Here is a 17,614-nt window from a genome sequence, read left to right as displayed (position 1 = left end):
CTTACGGCTGGTGTATCGGCGCGAACGAGGCGGCAAACAGGTCGGGCAGGTAGCCGGCGGCGGTGTACAGGTGAGTGCAGGACTCGTCGATGGCGGCGCGCAGTGCTGCCTGGTCGACACCCGGCACCACGCCGCCGCGCTTGCGCACGCGCCCGCCTATGACGACGGTATCGATATTGCTGCGCTCGGCCGCGTGCACCACGGTGCCGATGGCGTTGTTGACCGGGTAAAGGTTAAGGTCGCCGGTGCGTATCAAGACCAGGTCGGCCTGCTTGCCCGGCGCCAGGCTGCCGATGCGCCGCTCCAGTCCCGCCACCGCGGCGCCGTCGATGGTGGCCGCCTGCAGCAGGCGCCACGCATCGGTGGGCGGCGGCGCATGGCGATGGCCATGGACACGCTGGCCATGCGCCAAGGCCCGCTGCAGGTAGAACGCGACGCGCATTTCCATGAACATGTCGCCGCTGTACGAGGTCTCGTTGTCGACACTGAGGCCGGGGCGGATGCCGTGGTGCAGCGCCGCCTGCCAGGCGTGCATGCCGTCCTCGATACCGTAATGGGCGTCCGAGCGCGGACACACGTTGACGCGCACGCCGGCCTCGCGCAACATGGCCCAGCCGGCGTCGGGCAGGCAGGTGCAGTGGTTGAAGATATTGTCGCTGCCCAGCAGGCCACGCTGGTGCAGGCTTTCCAGCTCGGTTGCCATGGCGCCACCGAAAAACTCGGTCACGATGGGGATGCCCAGCTGCCGCGCAATGGCCCACTGCTGCGGTTCCAGCTGCGCCATCATGGCCAGCGTCACCAGGCTGTCGGGGTCGCTGAAATACCGGGCCTGCAGGCGCGCCAGGCTGCCGGGCCAATGCGCCTGGTCCCAATCGCCCGCCACCGGCGCGCCAGCGGCGTGCACTGCGCGGATACCGGTATCGAGCAGCGCGTCGACCGCCGCGTCGCAATGCGCCGCCGTGCGGCTGTTGTGCGAATTGTCGATCACGGTGGTGATGCCGGCATCGATGCATCCCAAAGCTGTGAGCAGGTTGCCCACGTAGATGTCGCGCGGCCGGTAGTATCTGGCAAACGAAAAATGGGTGGCGTTGCAGTAGTCCTCGAGCGTGGCGGCATTGGGGTTGATGCGGCGCAGCTGGCCTTCCCAGGCATGGCGATGGGTATCGACCATGCCCGGAATGGCGATCATGCCTGCCGCATCGATCACTTCGGCGCCGTCATCTTGCAGGTCCGGGCCGATGGCGGCAATGGCACCATCGGCGATCAGGATATCGCCACCGGGCAGATTGCCGACGGCGCCATCCATGCTGATGATGGTCGCGCCCTTGATCAGCATCTTGCGGGGGACGGGCGCGAGCGGCGCCAACATTTGACGGTCTGGTTCAAGCATGGCGGATTCCTGTGTGGGCTATGGCAGACAGGCAGTCTAGCGACGCCAGCGGCGCGGAAAAAGTGGCGCCCGGTGTTTTCACCATGCAGGAAAGCCGAACAATACCGGGTTATAGTGCCGTTTCTATCAGCGCTACAAGGACTGGCCATGGATCGCGTACAGGCAATGCAGGTATTTATTCGCGTGGTCGACAGCGGCAGTTTCGTGCGCGCGGCCGAGATCCTGGGCATGCCCGCGTCGTCGGTCACCGCCATCATCAAGCGGCTGGAAAAGCACCTGCAGACGCGCCTGCTCAATCGCTCTACCCGCAAGCTCGGCCTGACCCCGGAAGGCGAGCGCTACCTCCACCGCTGCCGCGACATCGTCGACCTGATCGCCGACACCGAAGCGTGCCTGCAAGGTTCAGGCCAGCGCCCGCAAGGACGGCTGCGCGTCGATATGCCCGGCGGCCTGGCCCACGCCGTGATCGTGCCGCAGTTGTGGCAATTCCAGCAGCGCTATCCCGACATCTATCTGATGATCGGCGTCAACGATCGCCAGGTGGACCTGATACAGGAAGGCGTCGATTGCGTCATCCGTACCGGCAGCCTGGACGACTCGGCCCTGGTGGCGCGCCGCCTGGGCGAGCTGCGCTGGATCACCTGCGCGGCGCCGTCCTACCTGGCGGCACATGGGGTTCCGGAGAGCCTGGACGAGGTGCGGCGGCACCGCGCGGTCCATTACTTTTCCGGCACGGCGCGGCGCGGCGGCGAGCTGCATTTCATCGACAACGGCGTCCATGTCGCCGTGCCGCTGCCTGGCACGGCCGCGGTCAACGAGACCGGGCTGTACATCAAGCTGGGCCTGGCCGGACACGGCTTGATGCAGCTGGCCGGGATCCTGGTGAGCGAGCATATGCGCAGCGGCGCATTGATCGAGGTGCTGGCCGACAGGCGGCCGGCGCCGGTGCCGGTGTCCCTGCTCTACCCGCATCAGCGCTTCCTGTCGCCGGCGATGCGGGCGTTCAGTGACTGGACTGCTGAGCTGTTCAGCGAAGCCGGGGCAAATGCCGTCCTGTCAGGCAGCGTCGCCGGGCATGGCGCCTGACAGCATCAGCTGCCAGTACCCGACATCGACCCAGCGCCCGAACTTGAAACCGACCTCCCTGAACTCGGCCACCTTCTGAAATCCCAGCGCTTCATGCAGGGCCACGCTGGCGACATTGGGCTGGGCGATGCCGCCGATGACCAGATGGCAGCCCTGCTCGCGAAGGCGCCCGAGCAAGGCCGTGTACAGCAGCCTGCCGATGCCCTTGCCGGCAAACGGCGGCGCCAGGTACACCGTGCTCTCGACCGAGAATCGGTAGGCATGGCGCACGCGCCATTTGGTGGCGTAGGCATAGCCAAGCACCACGCCATCCTGCTCGGCAACCAGCCAGGGCAGCTCCCCGCCCTGCACGTCGGCGATACGCTGCGCCATGTCGCTCTCCGTGACGGCCTGTTCCTCGAACGTGATGGTGGTGTTGACGATGAAGTGGTTGTACATCGCCACGATTGCCTTGGCATCAGTGCTTTTTGCATCGCGAATTTTCAAGCAAGTCTCCTTTTCAATTTGCACCGCCATGATATCAAGCCAGGCGCACGGCCAGTGCGGCCAGGGTGAGCAACAGCACCGGCAAGGTCAGGACGATGCCGACGCGGAAATAGTAGCCCCAAGAAATCCGGATGCCCTTGTCTGACAGGACGTGCAGCCACAGCAAGGTGGCCAGGCTGCCGATCGGCGTGATCTTCGGCCCCAGATCGCTGCCGATGATGTTGGCGTAAATCATCGCCTCGCGCACCACGCCTTGCGAGGTGGTGGCATCGATCGACAATGCGCCGATCAGCACGGTGGGCATATTGTTCATGATCGACGACAGGATCGCCGTGATCAGGCCCGTACCCAGCGCGGCGCCCCACACGCCATAGGTCGCGCAGGTATTGAGCACGCCGGTCAGGTAGTCGGTCAGGCCGGCATTGCGCAAGCCATAGACGACCAGGTACATGCCCAGCGAGAACACCACCACCTGCCAGGGCGCGTTGCGCAGCACGTCGCGGGTCGCAATCCGGTGGCCGTGCGCGGCCACCGCCAGCAGCAGCGCCGCGCCCACCGCGGCGACAGCGCTGATCGGCACGCCCACGCTCTCCAGCCAGAAAAAGCCCACCAGCAGCAAGCCCAGCACCCACCAGCCGGTGACGAATGTGGCACGGTCGTGGATCGCCTCGCCAGGCGCCTTGAGCTGGGCCAGGTCGTAGTTCGCCGGGATGTCCTTGCGGAAGAACCACATCAGGGCGCCCAGGGTCGCGGCAACGGCCACCAGGTTCACCGGCGCCATCACGGCGGCATAGCGCGCAAACCCGATATTGAAATAGTCCGCCGAGACGATGTTGACCAGGTTCGACACCACCAGTGGCAGGCTGGCCGTGTCGGCGATAAAGCCGGCCGCCATCACGAATGCGAGCGTGGCCCTGGCCGAAAAGCGCAGCGCCCGCAGCATGGCGATCACGATCGGTGTCAGGATCAGCGCCGCGCCATCGTTGGCGAACAGGGCCGCCACGGCTGCACCCAGCAGTACCAGCAGCACGAACAGGCGTTTGCCGCTGCCACGGCCCCAGCGCGCGACATGCAGCGCCGCCCATTCAAAGAAACCGGCCTTGTCCAGCAACAGGCTGATAATGATCACGGCCACGAAGGTGCCGGTCGCGTTCCAGACGATATGCCAGACCACGGGAATATCGGCGACATGGATCACGCCGGCCAGCAGCGCGACGATGGCGCCGGCGGCGGCGCTCCAGCCGATACCGAGGCCGCGCGGTTGCCAGATGACCAGGATCAGGGTGGCGAGAAAAATCAGAAAGGCAATCAGCACGGCTGGTCCTGGAAAAATATGGCGCCCAAAATGGCCTCGGCCCGCGCCACGCTTCAATAATGATTGAAATATTATAAGTCGGAAAACTACGACATTTCAAATAATATCGAATTAATTTCACAGCCTGCCTGGCATGCGAGAATCGCGCAGCAGCTCTGGCGGCACGGCGACCAGGCCGTGCCGTTCACTGGAACTGGCCTGATGGACGCTGTCTTACTGCGGCGCCGGCGCCTGCCAGCCGCCACCGAGCGCCTGGATCAGGGCCACCGCCGTGGTCTGGCGGTCGGCCTGCGCCTGCACCAGCTGGCGCCGCGCCGACAGGGCCGTCACCTGCGCCGTCACCACGTCGGTGTAGCCGACCTGTCCGGCGTTGTAGCGGTTCAGCATCTGCTGCTCCACTTCGTCGGCGGCGGCGGACGCCTGGCGGCGCAGGTCGATCTGCCCGGCCAGCGCGCGGGTGGCCGACAATTGGTCTTCGACCGTGCCGAAAGCCGTCAGCACCGTCTGGCGGTAACGCGCCACGGCCGCCTCGTGGCCGGCCTTGGCCGCGTCCACGCTGGCGGTGGTGGCGCCGGCGTTGAACAGGGTTTGCGCAGCCGACACGCCCAGCGACCACAGGCTGGACGACGCGTTGAACAGATCGCCCACGCGGCTGGCGCCCGAGCCATACGAGCCGGTCAGGTTCAGGCTGGGGTAATAGGCCGAGCGGGCGATGCCGATCTGTTCATTGGCCAGCGCCACGCGGCGCTCGGCGGCGGCGATATCGGGCCGGCGCTGCAACAGGGTCGATGGCACGCCGACCGGCACCTCGGGCACGGTGATGGTCCACGGCGCCACCGCCAGGCTGAAGTCGGACGGCGCGCGGCCCAGCAGAATGGCGATCGCGTGTTCGAGCTGGGCGCGGGACCGCACCTGGTTTGAGAGGTCGATCTGCGCGTTGGCCAGCTGCGTCTGCGCCTGCAGCAGATCCGACTTGGCCGCGATGCCGGCGCTGAAACGGTTGCGCGTGATGTCGAGCACGCGCTGGTAGCCGTCGATGGTGAAATTCAAGAGCGCGATCTGCGCGTCGCTCTGGCGCAGCGAAAAATAATTGGTGGCCAGCTCGCCCTGCGCCGACAGGCGCGCCGCGGCCAGGTCGGCCGCGCTGGCCGAAGCACTGGCATCGGCGCCGGTCACGCCGGCACGCAGGCGGCCCCAGATGTCCGGCTCCCAGGAAGCGCCGAGCGCGGCGCGATAGTTGTTGCTGGTCTGCTGCCCGCCGCCACCGCCCGCGCGCGTGCCGCTGCCCGTGAGGTTCACAGTGGGAAACAGCGAGGCGCGCTGTTCGCGCACCAGCGCGCGCGCCTGTTCGTACGCGGCGACGGCGGCCGCCACGTTCTGGTTCGAGATGTCGATGCCGTCGGCCAGCTGGTTCAGCTGCGTGTCGCCGAACAGGGTCCACCAGGGACCGCGGTCGAGGGTGTCGGCCGGGGCGGCGGGCTGCCAGCCGGCGGCCTCCTTGAACGCCACCGGTGCGGAAGTCGCTGGCACTTGATAAACCGGGCTCACGGCGCAGCCGGCCAGCAGCGCAAAGGCGGCCAGCGCCAGCAGATGGCGCTGCAGGCGTGACGGAACGGGGGACGTACGGTGTTTTACTTGACTCATGATTGTGTGCTCGGGTTATCTGGCCCAGGAATGCGGCTCAATTGCTGCTCGTCGGCGCTGCGCGTGCGCAGTTTGTCGAGCAGGATGTAGACCACCGGGGTGGTCAGCAAGGTCAACAACTGGCTGGCAATCAGGCCGCCGATAATGGCGACCCCCAAGGGCTGGCGTAACTCGGACCCCTCGCCGAAGCCGATCGCCAGCGGCAAAGCGCCCAGGGCCGCCGCCAGCGTCGTCATCAGGATGGGGCGGAAACGCAGCAAACAAGCCTCGCGCACCGCCTCCAGCGCGCTCAAGCCCCGCGAACGCTCGGCCTCCAGTGCGAAGTCGATGATCAATATAGCATTTTTCTTGACGATGCCGATCAACAGGAACACGCCGATCAGGGCGATGATGGAAAACTCCATGCGGAACATCAGCAGCGCCAGCACCGCGCCGACGCCGGCCGACGGCAAGGTCGACAGCACCGTGATCGGATGGATCAGGCTTTCGTACAAGATGCCCAGCACGATATAGATCACCACGATGGCCGCCAGGATCAGGAGCGGCTGCTCCTTGTTGCTGTCCTGGGCGCTCTTGGCCGAACCCTGGAAGCTGCCGCGCACATTGACCGGCATGCCGATCTCCGACTCGGCCTGCGCCACGGCCGCCTGGCCGTCACCGAGGGTGTAGCCGTCGGCCAGGTTGAACGACACGGTGGTGGCCAGCTCCCCTCCCTGGTGGTTGATCGAGGTGGCCGTCGAGCTTTCGGCAAAGCTGCTGAACGAGGACAGCGGCACCATCGTCGCCAGGGTGCTGGACAGCGCCGTGCCGCTCGACGGATCGCGCGCCGCCGTGCTGTTCGAGGTGGTGGCGCTCACCGCCGACGTGACGGCCGGCGTGCTGCCGGCGGCGGTGGCGGTAGCGGTGGCACCGGCAACCGCGGCCGCATTCGAGGCCGGCACATACACCGAGCGCAGCGCCTCCGGACTTTGCGCATAGCGCGGCGCCACTTCCATGATCACGTGGTACTGGTTGAGTTCATCGTAGATGGTCGCCACCTGGCGCTGGCCGAAGCTGTTGTACAGCGCATTGTCGATATCGCGCACCTGCACTCCCAGTTCGGTGGCGCGGTCCTTGTCGATGGAAACAAAGGTCTCCACGCCGTTTTCCGCCTGGTCGGTATCGACGTCGATCAGGGCCGGCTGCGACTTCATCTGGTCGGCCAGTTTTGCCGCCCATTTTTTCAGGTCGGCCTGGTTGTCGCTGATCAGGGTGTACTGGTAGGTCGAATTGCTGGAGCGTCCGCCCATGCGCAGGTCCTGCACCGGATTCAAAAACAGGGAAATGCCGGTCACCTTGGCCAGTTGCGGACGCAGGCGCGCGATCACGGCCTGGCCCTTGTCGGTGCGCTGGGAGGCCGGTTTCAGGTTGATGAACATGAAGCCGCCCCCTGCCCTGCCGCCACCCGTAAAGCCCACCACCGTGGCGACCGCCGGATCGTCCTTGATGATATTGACCAGTTCGCGCAACTTGCCCTGCATGGCCTGGAACGAGATGCTCTGGTCGGCCCGCATGCCGCCGTTGATCTGGCCCGTGTCCTGTTGCGGGAAAAAGCCCTTGGGCGCGGCCGCGAACAGGTACACGTTCAGGCCGACCACAAACACCAGGATCGTCATCACCAGCGCGGCGCTCGACAAGGCCCAGTCCAGGCAGTGCTCATAGCCCTTGAGCAGCTTGTCGAAACCGCGTTCGAACCAGCGCGCGATGGTGCCCGGCTTTTTATGCTGTTCGCCGCTTTTCAGCAGCCAGGCGCACATCATCGGCGTTGTCGTCAATGAGATGACCAGCGAAATCATCACCGCCGCCGACAGGGTGACGGCAAACTCGCGGAACAGCCGTCCCACCTGGCCGCCCATGAACAGCAGCGGAATGAACACCGCCACCAGCGACAGGCTGATCGACAGCACGGTAAAACCCACTTCGCGCGCGCCCAGCAGGGCCGCCTTGAAGCGGTCCATGCCGGCCTCGATATGGCGCTGCGTGTTTTCCAGCACCACGATGGCGTCGTCGACCACAAAACCGGTGGCCACCGTCAGCGCCATCAGCGACAGGTTGTTGAGGGAAAAGCCCAGCATGTACATTACGCCAAAGGTGCCCAGCAGCGACACGATGGTGGCCACCGCCGGAATGATGGTGGCGCGCACGCTGCGCAAAAAGGCGCTGACCACCAGCACCACCAGCACGATCGACAAGATCAATGTGAACTCGATCTCGTGCAGGGAGGAGCGGATCGAATTGGTGCTGTCGGACGCCACCTGCAGCTTGATGTCGCCGGGCAACTGGGCCTGCAGCTGCGGCAGCAGCGCGCGCACGCCGTCGACCGTGGCGATCACATTGGCGCCGGGCTGGCGCGTGATCAGCACGATCACGGCCGGGTCGCCATTGAACAGGCCCAGGGTATTGTTGTTCTCGACGCCGTCCTGCACTTCGGCCACGTCATCGAGGCGGATCGCGGCGCCGTCGCGCCAGGCCACCACCAGGCTGCGGTAGTCGGCGGCGCTGCGACCGCCCGAGGCGGTGCTGGCGCCCGAATAGATCTGCAGGCTGCGTTCATCACCGGTCACCGCGCCCTTGGGGCGGTTGGCGTTGCTGGCCTGGATGGCGGCGCGCACGTCCTCCATCGACACGGCATAGTGGTTGAGCTGATACGGCAGCAATTCCACGCGCACGGCCGGCAGCGAGCCGCCGCCCAGTTCCACGTCGCCCACGCCCTTGACCTGGGCCACCTTCTGCTGCACCAGGTTCGACACGGCGTCGTAGATCTGGCCCGGCGTGCGCGTCTTCGATGTGAGCGCCAGGATGATCACCGGCGCGTCCGACGGATTGGCCTTGCGGTAGGTCGGGTTGCTGCGCAAGGTGGCCGGCAGGTCGACGCGCGAGGCGGCGATCGCCGCCTGCACTTCACGGGCGGCGGCATCGATCTTGCGGTTCAGGTCGAACTGCAGATTGATGCGCGCCGAACCCGTGCTCGACGACGAGGTCATTTCATTGACGCCCGAGATCACGCCCAGGCGCCGTTCCAGCGGCGTGGCGACCGAGCTGGCCATGGTGTCGGGACTGGCGCCGGGCAGGCTGGCGCTGACGGAAATGGTCGGATAATCGACCTGCGGCAGCGGCGAGACGGGCAGCACGAAGAACGCGCCAATGCCCGCCAGCGCGATGCCGATGGTCAGCAGCACCGTGGCGATGGGCCGCTTGACGAAGGGTTCGGACAAATTCACGCGGCGCTCCCCGCCGGCGGATGGTCACCGGGCTTGTCGAGGTTCACCCCGTCCCCGGGCTTGCCGCCAAAGCGGCGGCCCAGGCGGTCAAAGCCCAGGTAGATCACCGGCGTGGTAAACAGCGTCAGCACCTGGCTGACGATCAGGCCGCCGAAAATCGCCAGGCCCAGCGGCCGGCGCAGTTCGGCGCCCTCGCCCCAGCCCAGCATCAGCGGCACGGCCGCGAACAGCGCCGCCAGGGTGGTCATCAGGATAGGCCGGAAACGCAGCAGCGCCGCCTGGTGGATCGCTTCCTGCGGACTCTTGCCCTCGTCGCGCTCGGCCTCGATGGCAAAGTCGATCATCATGATGGCGTTCTTTTTCACGATGCCGATCAGCAGGATGATGCCGATAATGCCGATCACGCCCAGGTCCTGCCCCGACAGCATCAGCGCCAGCAGCGCGCCAACGCCGGCCGACGGCAGGGTCGACAAGATCGTCAGCGGGTGGATATAGCTTTCGTACAGCACGCCGAGCACGATATACACGCACACCACGGCGGCCAGGATCAGCCACAATTGATTCGACAGCGAGTTTTCATACGCGCCGGCCGCCCCCAGGAAGGTCATGGTCACCGAGGCGGGCAAGCCGATATCGTGCGCCGCCGCGCGGATCGCATCGACCGCGCTGCCCAGCGCCACGCCCTGGGTGGTATCGAAACCGAGGGTGGTGGCCGGATACTGCGCCACGTGCGTGATCTGCAGCGGCGACTGCTTTTCGGTGATGGTGGCGAACGACGACAACGGTGTCGACTTGCCCGAACCGGTGCGTACCTGCAGTTCGCCCAGCTCGGCCGGCGTGGTGACGATGCCGGGCTGCGCTTCGAGGATCACGCGGTACTGGTTGGTCTCGGTGAAAATGGTCGAGATGATGCGCTGGCCGAAGGCGTTGTAGAGCGCATCGTCGACGGTGGCGGTGGTGACCGACATGCGCGCCGCGCTGTCGCGGTCGATCGCCACGTTGACGGCCGCGCCGGTGGCGCCGGCGTCGGTGGTCACGTTACGCAGCTGCGACTTTTCACGCATGCGCGCCGCCAGCTTGGTGGCCCACTCGGTGACAGTGGCGGTGCTGGCGCCTTCGAGCGAGACGCGGTACTGCGTCGGCCCCGATTCGGCGTCGATGGTCAAGTCCTGCGTCGGCTGCAAATACAGCGTCACGCCAGCCACCTTGGCCACGCGGTTGCGCAGCCGGTCCATGATGTCGTCCTGATGGTCGCTGCGCGAGCGCTTCAGGTTGATCAGCATGCTGCCGGTATGCAGCATGGTGTTGTTGGCCGCGTCGACGCCGACCAGAGAACTCAAGGTTTCCACGTCCGGGTCTTCCAGGATGGCGCTGGCGGCCGCCTGCTGCAGGCCGGCCATGCGTTCATACGAGACGGCTTGCGAGGTTTCGATGCGCGCCTGCAGCTGGCCCGTGTCCTGGGTCGGGAACAGGCCTTTCGGGATGGTGATATACAAGATCACCGTCAGGATCAGCGTCGCCAGCGCCACCAGCAAGGTCAAGCCCTGGCGCTTGAGCACCCATACCAGCGCATGGTCGTAGCGATTGACCACGCGGTCGAGAAAAGCCTGGATGCGCTGGCCGGTGGCGCCGATTTTTTCATCGGCATGGCTTTTCAGCCAGCGCGCCGACATCATCGGCACCAGCGTCAATGACACCACGGCGGAAATCAAAATGGTAATGGCCAGTGTCATGGCGAATTCGCGGAACAGCCGCCCCACCACATCGCCCATGAACAGCAGCGGAATCAGCACGGCGATCAGCGAGACCGTCAGCGAGATGATGGTAAAGCCGATCTGCGAGGCGCCCTTCAAGGCGGCGGCCATCGGCGTTTCGCCCTCTTCGATATGGCGGGCGATGTTTTCGATCATCACGATGGCGTCATCGACCACAAAGCCGGTGGCGATCGTCAGCGCCATCAGGGACAGGTTGTTCAGGCTGTAGCCGAGCAAATACATCACGCCGCAGGCGCCGATCAGGGAAATCGGCACCGACAGGCTGGCGATCACGGTGGCGCGCAGGCTGTGCAAGAAGGCGAAGATCACCAGCACCACCAGCAGCACGGAGGCCAGCAGTTCGAGTTCCACGTGTTCGACCGAGGCGCGGATGCCGGTGGTGCGGTCGCTCAGCACATCGAGCTTCATGGCCGCCGGCAAGCTCGTTTGCAGCTCGGGCAGGAGGGCCTTGATGGCGTCGACCGTCTTGATGACGTTGGCGCCGGGCTGGCGCTGCACGTTGAGGATAATCGCCGGCTGCTTGCCGGCCCAGGCGCCCAGGCGCGTGTTCTCGGCGCTGTCGACCACATTGGCCACGTCCTGCAGGCGCACCGGGGCGCCGTTTTTATAGGTGATGATCAGGCGCTTGTAGTCTTCGGCCGTGACCAGCTGGTCGTTGGCGTTGATGGTAAATGAGCGCGACGGGCCGTCGAAGCTGCCCTTGGCGCTGTTGACGTTGGCCGCCGCGATCGCGGTGCGCAGGCTGTCGAGGCCCAGGCCGTAGGACGCCAGCAATTTGGTGTCGCCCTGGATGCGCACGGCCGGGCGCTGGCCGCCCGACAGCGACACCAGGCCCACGCCATTGACCTGGCTGATTTTCAGCGCCAGGCGCGTGTTGACGATGTTTTGCACCTGTATCAAAGGCATGGTGTCGGAGGTAATCGCGAGTGTCAGCACCGGCGCGTCGGCCGGATTGACCTTGGCGTAGACGGGCGGCGCCGGCAAATCGGTCGGCAGCAGGGAGCCGCCGGCGTTGATCGCCGCCTGCACTTCCTGCTCGGCCACGTCCAGCGTCTGGCCCAGGGTGAATTGCAGGGTGATGATGGACACGCCGGCCGCGCTGGTCGAACTCATGCGCTGCAGGCCGGCCATCTGGCCGAACTGGCGCTCGAGCGGCGCGGTGACGGTCTGGCCCATGACTTCGGGGCTGGCGCCCGGATACAAGGTTTGCACCTGGATGGTCGGGAAATCAACCTGCGGCAAGGCCGCCAGCGGCAGGAACTTGAAGCCCACCATCCCGGCCAGCACGATGGCCAGCATCAGCAGCGCGGTGGCGACCGGCCGCCTGATGAACGGGGTCGATGGACTCATTGCGCCGCACCCTTCGCTGGGGCCGTGGCGGGGGCGGCCGGCGCGGTGGCGGGCGCCGACGATGCCGGGCTACCCGCTGCGCCTTCGGCGTGCTGGCGGCGCTGGCGGTGTTCGCCATTGGCGCCACGGCCACCCTGGCCTTGCCCGCCAGCAGCTGGCTTGTCGCCGGCCAGCATGACTTTCGCGCCTTCCTTGAGGCGGTCGGCGCCTTCGGTGATGACCTTCTCGCCCGCTTCGAGGCCGGCGCGGATTTCCACCATGTCGGTGGTGGCCTGGCCGCGCGTGACCATGCGTACGGTAACGGTCTTGTCCTCTTTCAGTACATAGACAAAGTCGCCGTTATTGCTGTGGCGCAGGGCCGTGACGGGTACCAGCACGGCGCCCGTGATATTGCCCATCTCCAGGCGCACATTGACGAACTGGCTGGGGAACAGCGCCATCTTCTCGTTGGCGTAGCGGGCCTTGGCGCGCACGGTGCCGGTCTGCACATCGACCTGGTTGTCGAGCGCCGTCAGGCTGCCTTTGTCCAGCGTGATGCTGCGCGTGCGGTCCAGCGCCAGCGCCGGCAGCGCCACGTTCTGCGCCTGGCGTTCCTGGATGGTCTGCACCTTGTCCTGCGGGATGGCGAACTGCACGTCGATCGGCGAGAGCTGGGTCACCACCACCACGCCGCCGGCGTCGCCGGTATTGACCAGGTTGCCGATATCGACCACCTTCAGGCCGGCCCGGCCGCTGATCGGCGAGACCACCTTGGTGTAGCCGAGGTTCAGGCGAGCCGTGCCTTCGGCGGCGCGGTCGGTCATCACCGTGCCTTCGAGCTGCTTGACCAGCGCCGCCTGCGTGTCGACGTCCTGGCGCGCGATCGAATCCTGGCCCAGCAGGGTCTGGTAGCGCTTGAGGGTCAGGCGCGCGTTTTCCAGCTGCGCTTCGTCGCGCTGGCGCTGGCCCGAGGCCTGCATCAGCGCCATCTCGAACTGCGCCGGATCGATCAGCGCCACCACCTGGCCGGCCTTGACCATCGCGCCTTCCTTGAAGCGCAGTTCCTTCAGGATGCCCGACACCTGCGGGCGCACCGTGACGGTCGAGGCGGCCGTGACGGTGCCGAGCGCGTCGAGCACCACCGGCAGGTCCGACTTGACGGCCGTGGCCACGCCGACGGTGGTCGATGGCGGACCGCGGCGCGCACCGCCGGGGCCACCGGGCCCGCCAGGGCCAGCGGCGCCCATGGCGCCGGCGCCTTGCGCGCCGCTGCCCGAGTGCGTCAGATACCAGGCGCCGCCGCCGAGGGCGGCCATCACGGCCAGGGCAATCACGGTGCCGACGATACGGGAACGGCGGCTGCGCCGGGCGGGAGGTGGGGTCATCTGCGTATCCATCGCTTATCCTTTTATGCGCCGCTGGCACGGCGTGGTTATTGGCCGCCAGCCGAGTCGGTTCACTCAGGCGGCACGGCCGTTTTTCGGGTATTTTTTTACAAGATTAACGGGGAATCAAGAGCTGAAAATCAGCTGAAAAAACATCGTTCTCCATCGAGCGAGGACTCTAGCATAGTCATGTAACTGTTTCATTTCTGACTGAAACATTTGTACAGGCAAACAAGGCCGTCGGCGTGGCACCGCGCACTGCCGCATCAGGCTTGCAGGGGAGCGCGCATGGGCGCCGGGGCTGCGCGGGCAGATACAAACTCGCTACAAATCTCCGGCGCTCTTTACCCGCCTTTACGGCCTTTCAATAAAAACAAGCCGGACAAAGCCGGCTTGTGGTCACTGCGGGGTCGGCAAGCGCGCTATTTGCCGCCCATCGGATTGGTGCACAGGCAGTGCGTCAAGGCCATGAACGGCTTGCGTTCGCTGGTGATGCCGGACAGCCAGGCGAGGTCATTGGCGACGCCCAGCGCCGCCTGTGGCGGCAGGCCGGTGGCGGCCAGGCCCAGCTTCACATGTTCACCGAGGCCCAGCGAGGCCATCGCCTTGGCGCCGAACATGCCGAGCACCCGGTCGACGGTCGAGGTTTCGCGTTCGATGTAGGCCACGCGGTAGTCCTCGCCCAGCTTGGCGCGCTTGGCGGCCGAGGCCAGCGCGTCGCGGTAGCTGCCGATGCGGTCGACCAGGTTACGGTCTTTCGCCTGCAGGCCGGTCCACACGCGGCCCTGCGCCACTTCATTGATTTTCTCGGGCGTGGTCTTGCGCGCCTTGGCGGCGATGTTGATGAAGTCGCCGTACACATGGTTGATCGAACCCTGTATCACTTGCGCAAAGCGCGGGTCGAGCGGACGCAGCGGATTGCCGGCGTCGGCCAGCCAGGTGGTCGGCGCGCCGGCCGTGTGAATGCCCAGCTTGTCGATGACTTTTTCGGCCGTCGGCAAGATGGCAAACACGCCGATCGAACCGGTGATGGTGGCCGCGTCGGCGATCACTTCGTCGGACGAGGTGCTGATCCAGTAGCCGCCCGAAGCGGCCACATTGCCCATCGAGACCACCACCGGTTTGCCGGCGGCGCGCGTCAGCTCCAGTTCGCGGCGGATCAGTTCCGAGCCGAAGGCGCTGCCGCCCGGCGAATCGATGCGCAGCACCACCGCCTTGATGGACTTGTCTTCGCGCGCCTGGCGGATCAGGCGCGAGGTCGACAGGCCGCCGATCGAGCCGGCCGGCGCCACGCCGTCGCCGATTTCGCCGGAAGCGATCACCACGCCGACAGCGTCGCCGACCATCGCCGGATGCAAACCGGCCAGGTAGTCGCTGTAGCTGACCTGGCGGAAGTTGTTGCCGTCTTCGTCTTTCGCGCCGCGCTCCATCATCAGCTTGCGGATTTCATCGCGCGTTTTCAGGCCGTCGACCAGTTTGGCGTTCAGCGAGGCCTTGGCCAGGTCGCCACCGGTCGCTTCGATCAGCTCCGGCAGCTTGTCGATCGCCGCCATGACGGCGCCGGCCGGCAGCTTGCGCGCCTTTTCCACGTCGGTGGTGTAGGTGGTCCACAGACCGTTGTTCAGGTAGCGGTCCGCTTCGGCGGCGGCGTCCGACGGGCCGTTGGCGATAAACGGCTCGGCGAAGCTCTTGTAGGTGCCGACCTTGAGCAGGTTGACCGTCACGCCGACCTTGTCGAGCGCGTCGCGGTAGTAATTGCGGTAGCGGCCAAAGCCCTCGAGTACCACGCCGCCCATCGGATGGACGAACACCTCGTCGGCTTTCGACGCCAGCAGGTACTGGCGCTGGTTGTAGTTCGAACCCCAGGCCGTGACCTTCTTGCCGCTGGCGCGGAAGCGCTCGATGCCGGCCGCCACTTCGCGCAAGGACGCCTGGCCACCGCCTTCGAGTTCATCGAGCAGCAGCACCATCGCGCCGATATTCTTGTCCTTGGCGGCGGTGTCGAGCACGGCCAGCACATCGCGCAGCTGCACGGTTTTCTTGACGTCGCCGCTGACATTGGCCAGCACGGCTTCGCGCACGCCGCCCGGGGTTTCTTCCACCAGCGGGCCTTGCAGGTCCAGCACCAGCGTGGTCTTGTCCTGCAGCGGCTTGGCGCCGCCGCCGAAGATGGCGATCAGGATGGCGATCACGATCAGCAGGAAAATCAGGTTGAACACGGCGCGGCGCGTGGCGTCGAGCGCGCGCCAGAACGCGCCTAAGCCGCGGCGCAGCGGAGGAAACGGATTGAGTGACATTGATTGATGCTCCGTAGAGGGTGAGCTGAAAAAATCAATATAACTGAAACCGCCTCAATAGTCTTGTTCTGACAAGTGCGCCCCGCCCTTTTGCGCAGGCAGGGAAATCAGGAACAGCCCGGCCAGCACCAGCGCGCCGTTCAGTATCAGCAATTCCAGGCCGAGGCGGTAATGCGCGAACAGCAGCGATTGTTCCTGCTCGATCAGCGCGCACAGCAGCGGCCCGGCGATCGCCACCAGCGGCACCCAGCGGTCGCGCACGCCGCGCCGGCTGAGCAAGCCAAAGGCGAACAGGCCCAGCAGCGGCCCATAGGTATAACTGGCCAATTTGAGGATCACGGCGATCATGCTGGGGCTATCCATCCATTTGAACAGCATGATCAGGAGCAGGAACAGCGCGGCAAAGCCCAGGTGCACGCGGCGGCGCCAGCGCATCTGCGTGGCCGCATCGAGCTCCGGCCTGCGCTGCAAGCCCAGCAGATCGATGCAAAAGGTGGACGTCAGCGCCGTCAGCGCGCCATCGACGCTGGGAAACAGCGCGGAAATGAGGGCGATAAAAAAGATCAGCTGCACCACCGCCGGGAAATGCCCGAGCACCACCGCCGGAAACAGTTTGTCGCCGGTGGCCGTCACATTCACCACAGGCGCATACAGATGCAGCAAGCCGCCGAGAAACAGAAACAGCAGCAGCACGCCGGTCAGCACCACCGTCAGGCTGAGCATGTTCTTTTGCGCGTCGCGCAGGGTGCGCACCGAGATATTCTTCTGCATCATCTCCTGGTCCATGCCCGTCATGGCAATGGTGATGAACATGCCGGCCACGATATGTTTCCATACATAGGCCGGGCTGTCCGGGTCGGCATTGAACACCCGCGCCAGCCCTTGCGCACGCATGCGCTCCAGGCTGTCGATCACGGAAAGATCAAGCTCGCGCAGCAGGAACACCGTACAGATGACCAGCCCGGCCAGCATGCAGGCCGTCTGCAGGGTATCGGTCCAGACGATGGTCTTGACGCCGCCTTCATAGGTGTACAGCAGGATCAGCAGCAGCACCACCGAGGCGGTCAGCCAGAACGGCACGCCCAAGCTGTCGAGGATGGTGGCCTGCAGAATAGCGACCACCAGATACAGCCGCGCCGTCGCCCCCAGCAGCCGCGACAGGATAAAAAACGCCGCCCCGCTCTGGTAAGCGCGCCGCCCCAGCCGCAGTTCCAGGTAGCGGTAGATGGAGGTGAGCCGCAGCCGGTAATACAGCGGCAGCAAAATAAACGTGATCGCCAGATACCCCAGTACATAGCCGATCATCAGCTGCACATAAGCAAAGCCATCGCGCCCCACCGCGCCGGGCACGCTGATAAACGTCACGCCGGTAAGCGTGGTGCCGACCATGCCGAAGGCGACCAGCATCCAGTTGCTGTCCTTGTTGCCGATAAAAAAGCTGTCATTGGTGGCATGGCGCGAGGTGCGCCATGCCACCAGCAGCAGGATCAGGAAATAGGCGAGGACGACGGCAAACAGGATGGCGGGGGACATGGGTGGGCAAGCGAAACGGACAGGGGCGTGAATATACAGCAAAGCGCCTGCTTCACCGGTGAGACGCCCAATTCGTCACCGGCAAGAGGTCACAGGACACTGGTTCGCAGCGGC

Annotated in this window: 10 protein-coding genes; 1 reads left to right on the top strand and 9 read right to left on the bottom strand. The window is 65.6% G+C overall.

The window, feature by feature from the left end:
* Position 1: 1 nt before the first annotated feature.
* Positions 2-1,390: an amidohydrolase family protein gene (locus ASR47_RS26145; protein ID WP_065310695.1), complete on the bottom strand. Its 1,389-nt coding sequence runs from the start codon at positions 1,388-1,390 to the stop codon at positions 2-4.
* Positions 1,391-1,537: 147 nt separating this feature from the next.
* Between ASR47_RS26145 and ASR47_RS26140 the strand changes: the two genes are divergently transcribed.
* Complete coding sequence (locus ASR47_RS26140; RefSeq protein WP_065310694.1) at positions 1,538-2,476, top strand: LysR family transcriptional regulator; 939 nt, start codon at positions 1,538-1,540, stop codon at positions 2,474-2,476.
* Here ASR47_RS26140 and ASR47_RS26135 read toward each other — a convergent pair.
* The 8 genes from ASR47_RS26135 to ASR47_RS26100 all read right to left on the bottom strand — a co-directional run bounded on the left by ASR47_RS26135 (position 2,447) and on the right by ASR47_RS26100 (position 17,500).
* Complete coding sequence (locus ASR47_RS26135) at positions 2,447-2,962, bottom strand: arsinothricin resistance N-acetyltransferase ArsN1 family B (RefSeq protein ID WP_281218470.1); 516 nt, start codon at positions 2,960-2,962, stop codon at positions 2,447-2,449. The genes ASR47_RS26140 and ASR47_RS26135 overlap by 30 nt on opposite strands.
* A gap of 34 nt (positions 2,963-2,996) precedes the next feature.
* Entirely contained in the window at positions 2,997-4,277 is a 1,281-nt protein-coding gene (locus ASR47_RS26130; RefSeq protein ID WP_065310692.1) for an arsenic transporter, read from the bottom strand.
* A 213-nt stretch (positions 4,278-4,490) separates the two neighbouring features.
* Positions 4,491-5,921, bottom strand: coding sequence for an efflux transporter outer membrane subunit (locus ASR47_RS26125; RefSeq protein WP_065310691.1), 1,431 nt, complete (start codon positions 5,919-5,921; stop codon positions 4,491-4,493).
* The gene (locus ASR47_RS26120) at positions 5,918-9,181 is read right to left on the bottom strand and encodes an efflux RND transporter permease subunit (RefSeq protein ID WP_065310690.1); all 3,264 of its coding nucleotides are present in this window, start codon (positions 9,179-9,181) and stop codon (positions 5,918-5,920) included. The genes ASR47_RS26125 and ASR47_RS26120 overlap by 4 nt, the downstream gene beginning before the upstream one ends.
* Positions 9,178-12,306 carry an efflux RND transporter permease subunit gene (locus ASR47_RS26115; protein ID WP_065310689.1) on the bottom strand — a complete coding sequence of 1,043 codons (3,129 nt, stop codon included), beginning with the start codon at positions 12,304-12,306 and terminating at the stop codon, positions 9,178-9,180. Before ASR47_RS26115 ends, ASR47_RS26120 begins: the two co-directional genes overlap by 4 nt.
* Positions 12,303-13,682, bottom strand: coding sequence for an efflux RND transporter periplasmic adaptor subunit (locus ASR47_RS26110; protein WP_065310688.1), 1,380 nt, complete (start codon positions 13,680-13,682; stop codon positions 12,303-12,305). Before ASR47_RS26110 ends, ASR47_RS26115 begins: the two co-directional genes overlap by 4 nt.
* 410 nt (positions 13,683-14,092) lie before the next feature.
* Positions 14,093-15,967, bottom strand: a complete 1,875-nt coding sequence (gene sppA, locus ASR47_RS26105) for a signal peptide peptidase SppA (RefSeq protein WP_065310687.1) — start codon at positions 15,965-15,967, stop codon at positions 14,093-14,095.
* Between the two features lie 54 nt (positions 15,968-16,021).
* On the bottom strand, positions 16,022-17,500 hold the full coding sequence (locus tag ASR47_RS26100) for a sodium:solute symporter (RefSeq protein WP_065310686.1): 1,479 nt from the start codon (positions 17,498-17,500) through the stop codon (positions 16,022-16,024).
* Between the last annotated feature and the right edge of the window lie 114 nt (positions 17,501-17,614).

Source organism: Janthinobacterium psychrotolerans, assembly GCF_001677885.1.
Classification (GTDB): Bacteria; Pseudomonadota; Gammaproteobacteria; order Burkholderiales; family Burkholderiaceae_D; genus Janthinobacterium; species Janthinobacterium psychrotolerans.
This window is presented reverse-complemented; position numbering and strand designations above follow the sequence as displayed.